Origin of the sequence: Nocardiopsis protaetiae, assembly GCF_045446735.1 — a bacterium.
GTDB classification, from domain to species: Bacteria; Actinomycetota; Actinomycetes; order Streptosporangiales; family Streptosporangiaceae; genus Nocardiopsis; species Nocardiopsis protaetiae.
This window is the reverse complement of the sequence record NZ_JBJJBV010000347.1, coordinates 1-6,108: the sequence shown is the minus strand read 5'-3', so window position 1 is coordinate 6,108 and position 6,108 is coordinate 1. Positions and strand designations below refer to the sequence as shown.

7 protein-coding genes are annotated in these 6,108 nt (G+C 71.4%); 5 read left to right on the top strand and 2 right to left on the bottom strand.

Features of this window, described 5'->3' with window-relative positions; translation table 11 throughout:
* The first annotated feature begins 97 nt into the window (after window positions 1-97).
* The 5 genes from ACJOT3_RS31470 (at window position 98) to ACJOT3_RS31450 (ending at window position 4,829) form a co-directional block, all read left to right on the top strand.
* Complete coding sequence (locus tag ACJOT3_RS31470) at window positions 98-682, top strand: NADPH-dependent FMN reductase (RefSeq protein WP_406976768.1); 585 nt, start codon at window positions 98-100, stop codon at window positions 680-682.
* Window positions 683-1,198: 516 nt separating this feature from the next.
* The gene (locus ACJOT3_RS31465; protein WP_406976767.1) at window positions 1,199-2,131 is read left to right on the top strand and encodes a TIGR01777 family oxidoreductase; all 933 of its coding nucleotides are present in this window, start codon (window positions 1,199-1,201) and stop codon (window positions 2,129-2,131) included.
* 9 nt (window positions 2,132-2,140) lie between these two features.
* Window positions 2,141-2,848, top strand: coding sequence for a lipoyl(octanoyl) transferase LipB (lipB, locus tag ACJOT3_RS31460; RefSeq protein ID WP_406976766.1), 708 nt, complete (start codon window positions 2,141-2,143; stop codon window positions 2,846-2,848).
* A gap of 87 nt (window positions 2,849-2,935) precedes the next feature.
* Window positions 2,936-3,883 carry a lipoyl synthase gene (gene lipA, locus ACJOT3_RS31455; RefSeq protein ID WP_406976765.1) on the top strand — a complete coding sequence of 316 codons (948 nt, stop codon included), beginning with the start codon at window positions 2,936-2,938 and terminating at the stop codon, window positions 3,881-3,883.
* Between the two features lie 226 nt (window positions 3,884-4,109).
* Window positions 4,110-4,829 carry a DUF4191 domain-containing protein gene (locus ACJOT3_RS31450; RefSeq protein WP_406976764.1) on the top strand — a complete coding sequence of 240 codons (720 nt, stop codon included), beginning with the start codon at window positions 4,110-4,112 and terminating at the stop codon, window positions 4,827-4,829.
* A gap of 112 nt (window positions 4,830-4,941) precedes the next feature.
* On the opposite strand, the gene ACJOT3_RS31445 is transcribed toward ACJOT3_RS31450, so the two are convergent.
* A complete protein-coding gene (locus ACJOT3_RS31445; RefSeq protein WP_406976763.1) occupies window positions 4,942-5,184 on the bottom strand; it encodes a helix-turn-helix domain-containing protein in 243 nt (80 codons plus the stop codon).
* Complete coding sequence (locus tag ACJOT3_RS31440) at window positions 5,184-5,840, bottom strand: DUF2975 domain-containing protein (RefSeq protein WP_406976762.1); 657 nt, start codon at window positions 5,838-5,840, stop codon at window positions 5,184-5,186. Before ACJOT3_RS31440 ends, ACJOT3_RS31445 begins: the two co-directional genes overlap by 1 nt.
* Window positions 5,841-6,108: the final 268 nt, after the last annotated feature.

The following is a 6,108-nucleotide window of genomic DNA, read 5'->3' as shown; positions in this document are numbered from 1 at the left end:
CCGGCCCCTCGGTGTGATCATTCAGAACCACTTGACCTCTACAGCGGTTGAGGTTTTAGCGTTGGTGCATCGACGGCACGGCACAAGGACCTCACATATGGACAACCTGCGGATCGCGGTGATCCTGGGCGCGAACCGGAACGGACGCACGGGGCCGGCGGTCTCCCGCTGGTTCGTCGACCTGGCCCGGAGCCGGACGGACCTGGACGTCGACGTCCTGGACGTGGCCGACCTGGATGTGGCCGAGCTGCCCGCCGGCGAGCGGTACGGGCACGGGCACGGCGCCCCGGTGGCGGACTTCGGCCCGCGGGTGGCGGCCGCCGACGGGTACGTGGTGGTCACCCCCGAGTACAACCACGGGTACCCGGGACCCCTCAAGAGCGCGATCGACTCGGCCCGCCGCGAGTGGTTCGGCAAGGCCGCGGGGTTCGTCTCCTACGGCGGGATGTCGGGCGGCCTGCGCGCGATCGAGCAGCTGCGCACGGTCTTCTCGGAGCTGCACGTGGCGACGATCCGCGACACGGTGAGCCTGCACAACGCGAGTGCCCTCTTCGACCCGGACGGGCGTCCCCGCCCGGAGATGTCGGGCGCCGACGCCGCCGCCAAGCTCCTACTGGACGAGCTCGCCTGGTGGGCCCTGGCCCTGCGCGACGCCCGCCACCGCCGCCCCTACCCCTGCTGACCCCGCTACTTCGCCGACCCCTGACGCGAAGGCGCCCCTTGGCGGGGTTCCGGAGAACGCGAGGAGAGGTCCGAGGAACGAGGACCTCGACGAGGGGGCGGAGGTTCCCGCCTTGGGGGGCGCCTTCGCCCCGGGTCAAAGCAGGACTGCGGCCGCAGGCCGTCCGTTGAGGACCTTCCGATTCTCGACGGGTGGGAGAAGCGGAGGCCCAAAGCAAGCACAGTGGATGAGGCGGCGCCTCTCGGCGCCGCCTCATCTTTCTACCCCACCAATCACCATCCCCTGATGATCCCCATCATCAAAGGTCTGTTGGGTGGACGCGACCGCCAGCCCGACAGTGCGTCGCCCACGGTAGCTCCGCGCTGACGCGGAGTTCCATGTCCCACGTTCAAAGTAGAAGACGCGGGGGCCCGTGCGCAGGACTTTGGGAAAATCCCCGGGAAAAAAATCCCGGACGGCCCCGCAAGGGCACCCCGGTCTCCGGTACTCGCTCCCGCGCCGGGTAGACACCTGAGCATGAAAGTGGCGATCACGGGCAGTTCGGGACTCGTCGGGGCGGTGCTGACCGAGGCGCTGCTCGCCGACGGGCACCAGGTCGTGCGGATGGTGCGGCACGCGCCCCGGCCGGTCTACCGGTCGCGGCTGGAGGAGGCCGAGTGGCGCCCCGAGCAGGGGCGGGTGGACACGGTGGCGCTGCACGGCGCCGACGCGGTGGTGCACCTGGCGGGGGCGTCGCTGGGCCATGCGCCGTGGCCGCGGGGGCGGCGGGAGGCGATCCGGCGGGCCCGGGTGCGCGGCACCCGCACCCTGGTGCGGGCGCTGACGGGCATGGACGCCCCTCCCCCGAGGCTGCTGGCCGCCTCCGGCATGCAGTTCTACGGGGACACCGGGGGCCGGGTAGTCACCGAGGCCGACCCGGTCGGCACCGGTTTCCTGGCGCGGGTCTGCGAGGACTGGGAGGCGGCGGCCGCCCCGGCGGCCGAGGCGGGGATCTCCACCGCCCACCTGCGGATGGCGGTGGTGCTGGACCGCTCCGGCGGCTACCTGCGGTCGGTGCTGCCGCTGTACCGGGCGGGGCTGGGCGGCCGGATCGGGTCGGGGGCCCAGTACATGACGTGGATCGCGATGGGCGACGCCATCGGGGCGATCCGGTTCCTGCTGGAGCGGCCCGGCGTCACGGGCCCGGTCAACCTGTGCGCGCCAGAGCCGGTGAGCAACGCCGCCTTCACCGAGGCGCTGGCCCGCGCCCTGGACCGCCCGGCGGTGCTGCGGGTCCCGGCGACGGCGCTGCGGGCCACCCTGGGCGACTACGCGGAGGAGACGGCCCTGCTGGACCTGCGGGGGCGGCCCGAACGCCTGATCAAGGAGGGTTATTCCTTCACACTTCCCACCATCGACAGTGCGCTATCCGACATCCTGGCCCGACCCCTACCCTCCGCCGGGGCGTAGAGTGAATGTGTGAGTGATCTCGTTTACGCATGGCTCGGCGATACCCCCGTCCCCTACCACCAGGGCTGGGACTTGCAGAAGCGGCTCCACGAGCGCCGCGTCGCCGACGAGGTGGCCGACACCGTTCTCCTCCTGGAGCATGAACCCGTGTACACGGCGGGCAAGCGCACCGGGAGGTCGGATCGTCCCATCACCGACCCCGGAGCCCCGGTCGTGGACATCGACCGGGGCGGCAAGATCACCTGGCACGGCCCCGGGCAGCTCACGGTGTACCCCATCGTGCGGCTCCAGGACCCCATCGACGTGATCGCCTACGTCCGCATGCTGGAGGAGGCCATCATCCGCACCATCGCGGAGTACGGCCTCACCGGCCGGCGGGTGGAGGGGCGCACGGGGGTGTGGCTGGACGCCGATCCCGACCGCGGACTCATCGAACGCAAGATCGCGGCGATCGGCTGCCGCATCGCCCGCGGGGTCGGCATGCACGGGCTTGCCCTGAACTGCAACAATGACATGTCGTGGTTCGACCGGATCGTCCCCTGCGGCATCTCCGACGCCGGGGTCACCTCGCTCACCGCCGAAACCGGGCGCGACGTCCCGGTCGCCGAGGTGCGGCCGCTGATGGAACGCCACCTGGCGGACGTCCTGGGCGCACACCAGTACAGCCACACCGACGGTCCCGGACTGCTGTCCGAGCCCGTCACCGCCCAGGGATGACACACCACACCATGAGCCGGTCCCCGCACGGCCCCGCCCTTACAAGGGCGTCCGGGTCCGCGGGGCACAGAAGGGAACGGGTTCACGTTGACCATCGCTCCTGAGGGCCGTCGCCTGCTGCGCGTCGAGGCGCGCAACAGCGAGACCCCCATCGAGAAGAAGCCGCCGTGGATCAAGATCAAGGCGCACATGGGGCCCGAGTACTCCGAGCTGCGTTCACTGGTCAAGTCCGAGGGCCTGCACACGGTGTGCCAGGAGGCGGGCTGCCCCAACATCTACGAGTGCTGGGAGGACCGCGAGGCCACCTTCCTCATCGGCGGCGACCAGTGCACCCGCCGCTGCGACTTCTGCCAGATCGCCACCGGCAAGCCCACCGCGCTGGACCGCATGGAGCCGACCAAGGTCGCCAACTCGGTCAAGACGATGGAGCTGCGCTACGCCACCATCACCGGTGTCGCCCGTGACGACCTGGAGGACGGCGGCGCCTGGCTCTACGCCGAGACGGTGCGCAAGATCCACGAGCTGAACCCGGGCACCGGCGTCGAGCTGCTCATCCCGGACTTCAACGCCGACCCCGACCAGCTGGCCGAGGTCTTCGGGTCCCGCCCCGAGGTGCTGGCGCACAACGTGGAGACGGTGCCGCGGATCTTCAAGCGCATCCGCCCGGGCTTCCGCTACGAGCGTTCGCTGGAGGTCATCACCAGGGCGCGCGAGGACGGCCTGGTCACCAAGTCGAACCTCATCCTGGGCATGGGCGAGACCCGGGAGGAGATCAGCGAAGCCATGCGCGACCTGCACGAGGCGGGCTGCGACCTGCTGACCATCACCCAGTACCTGCGCCCCTCCAAGCTGCACCACCCGATCGACCGCTGGGTGAAGCCGCAGGAGTTCGCGGACCTGGGCAAGGAGGCCGAGGAGATCGGCTTCGCCGGGGTCATGTCGGGGCCGCTGGTGCGCTCGTCCTACCGGGCCGGCCGCCTGTACCAGCAGGCGCGCGAGAAGCGTGACGCCGAGGCCGCCGCCCTGACCAAGTAGTACATAACGGGCTTTCCGCCCGAGTCGTGACCAAGCTGGAACGGTGGCCTCCGGGCCACCGTTCCGCGCACCCGGGTCCCGCCGCATATCCTGGGGGTCCGACAGGGCGCCCCGCCAGGAGGCGCCGGAGGGCGCCGCATGAGTCGACCGCGTAGAAGGAGGCAAGGCAGCTTCGGGATCTCCGTCCCCGCCGACGGTCCGTCGGCGCGCGCTGCCTGAGAGCACGATGGCGAAAAAGGGTTCCGAGAGCACAGCACCCGCCCAGGGCAAGGACAAGAAGGAGCCCGGCCGGCTCAAGCAGATGGGCATGGTCGCCAAGGTCGTCCACCGCCAGAGCCCGCGCAGTATCCCGCTGGCCGCCGGTGTCGCGGTCCTCATCCTCCTGGTGTTCGTCGCCGTCGGCATCTGGACCGGTTCGTGGATCCTGTGGCCGCTGACCGGCCTGCCGATCGCGCTGCTGACCGGTTTCATCATCTTCACCCGGTCGGCCCAGCGCGTGCAGTACCAGATCCTCGACGGCCAGATCGGCGCGGGCGCGGCGATCCTGGACAACATGCGCGGCAACTGGACGACCGAGTTCGCGGTCAACGCCAACCGCCAGCAGGACGTGGTGCACCGGGTGGTGGGCCGCCCCGGCGTGGTGCTGGTCGGCGAGGGCGACCCCCACCGCCTGAAGTCGCTCATCGCCGCGGAGAAGAAGCGCGTGTCCCGGGTCGCCCTGGACACCCCCATCTACGACTACAAGGTGGGCAACGGCGAGGACCAGGTCCCGCTGGCCAAGCTCCAGCGCACGCTGGTCAAGCTGCCGCGCACCCTGGACAAGAAGGACGTCACGCAGCTCAACTACCGGCTGCGCGCGCTGCCCGCCAAGATGCAGATGCCCAAGGGGCCGCTGCCCAAGAACGCCAAGATGCCCAAGGGCCTGCGCGGCCAGGGCGGCGGCTGACCGGCGCCTCCTGCCCACGACGCACGAGGGGGCGCGCACCGGGACCGTCCGGTGCGCGCCCCCTTTGTCGTGCTCGGGGAGGTCGCGCTCGGGGGTCGCGCACGGGCGCCGTTCAGGTCCGGTCGGCGGCCGGGGCGTAGTCGATGATGTCCCCGGGGCGGCAGCCCAGCTCCCGGCACAGGGCGGCCAGGGTGCTGAACCGGATGGCCCGGGCCCGGCCGTTCTTGAGCACCGACAGGTTGACCACGGTGATCCCGACCCGGGCGGCCAGTTCGGTGAGGGTGATCCCGCGTGCGGCGAGCACCTCGTCGAGCCGGACGACGATGTCCGCGCCCTCGTCCTCCTCCGGCGGCATCAGACCAGTCCCCGCACGTCGTCGCGCATCCGGGTGCCGCGCCGGAACACCTCGGCCAGCCCCAGCAGGAGCATGCCGACGAAGACGAGGACCACGGCGGACCCGGCCCCTCCCCCGCCGCCGAGGGTCAGGGAGAGCTCCAGGCCGCCGGTCCCCAGGGCGGCCCCGGTGAGCACCCCGTCCCGGAACGTCGCGGCCACCAGGGACAGGACCGCCCCGGCCTGCACGGCGATACCGATGACCTGGATGCGGCGGGCGTTGGCGGGGGTGAAGGGGTCCCCGGCGTCCAGGCTCCGGACGATCCGCAGCAGGTTCACCATCACCGTGATGGTGGCGGCCAGCCCCAGCAGCGAGGGGAGCACCAGCAGGAGCCGCTGCACCGTGGTGGGGTCGTGGAGGACGACGGCCATGGACCCGGTGGACTCGACGGTGTAGTCGGCCGAGGCCGCGGCCACGGGGGGCGCGGGGTCGGCGACGCCGTCGGGGACCGGGACGGTGATGGTGCCGACCGGCCCGCCGTCGGCGGGCGGCAGCGGGGTGATCCACACCAGGGCGTAGGCGGTGGCCAGGCCCACGAGGACCAGGCCGATGACGAGGATGAGCTGGGTGATGACCGCGTCGCCGCGGCTCCACCGGAAGGGGGTCTTCTCCGGCATGTTCCTCTCCTTCTTATCGTTTATCGATAGTAACGATAAACGATAAGTCCGCACACGCCAAGGGGCGGGCAGGCCGCGCGACCGCAGGGGGGACGCGCACCCGACCGGGGTCCTCGCCCTAGGGGTTGCCACCTTTCCTGGGGCCTCAGCCCCGGCCCGGTCACGTCCGTGGTCTCCCCCGCCGCAGGGGGTGAGGGCGGCAGGAGGCCTCCGGCCCCGACCGCAGGGGGTTTCGGGAGGAGGAATCGCGACCCCAGACCCAGGGGGT

Coding starts and splice junctions, on each gene's coding strand:
- ACJOT3_RS31470 (WP_406976768.1), top strand. CDS start 98: ATGGACAACCTGCGGATCGCGGTGATCCTGGGCGCGAACCGGAACGGA.
- ACJOT3_RS31465 (WP_406976767.1), top strand. CDS start 1,199: ATGAAAGTGGCGATCACGGGCAGTTCGGGACTCGTCGGGGCGGTGCTG.
- ACJOT3_RS31450 (WP_406976764.1), top strand. CDS start 4,110: ATGGCGAAAAAGGGTTCCGAGAGCACAGCACCCGCCCAGGGCAAGGAC.
- ACJOT3_RS31445 (WP_406976763.1), bottom strand. CDS start 5,184: ATGCCGCCGGAGGAGGACGAGGGCGCGGACATCGTCGTCCGGCTCGAC.
- ACJOT3_RS31440 (WP_406976762.1), bottom strand. CDS start 5,840: ATGCCGGAGAAGACCCCCTTCCGGTGGAGCCGCGGCGACGCGGTCATC.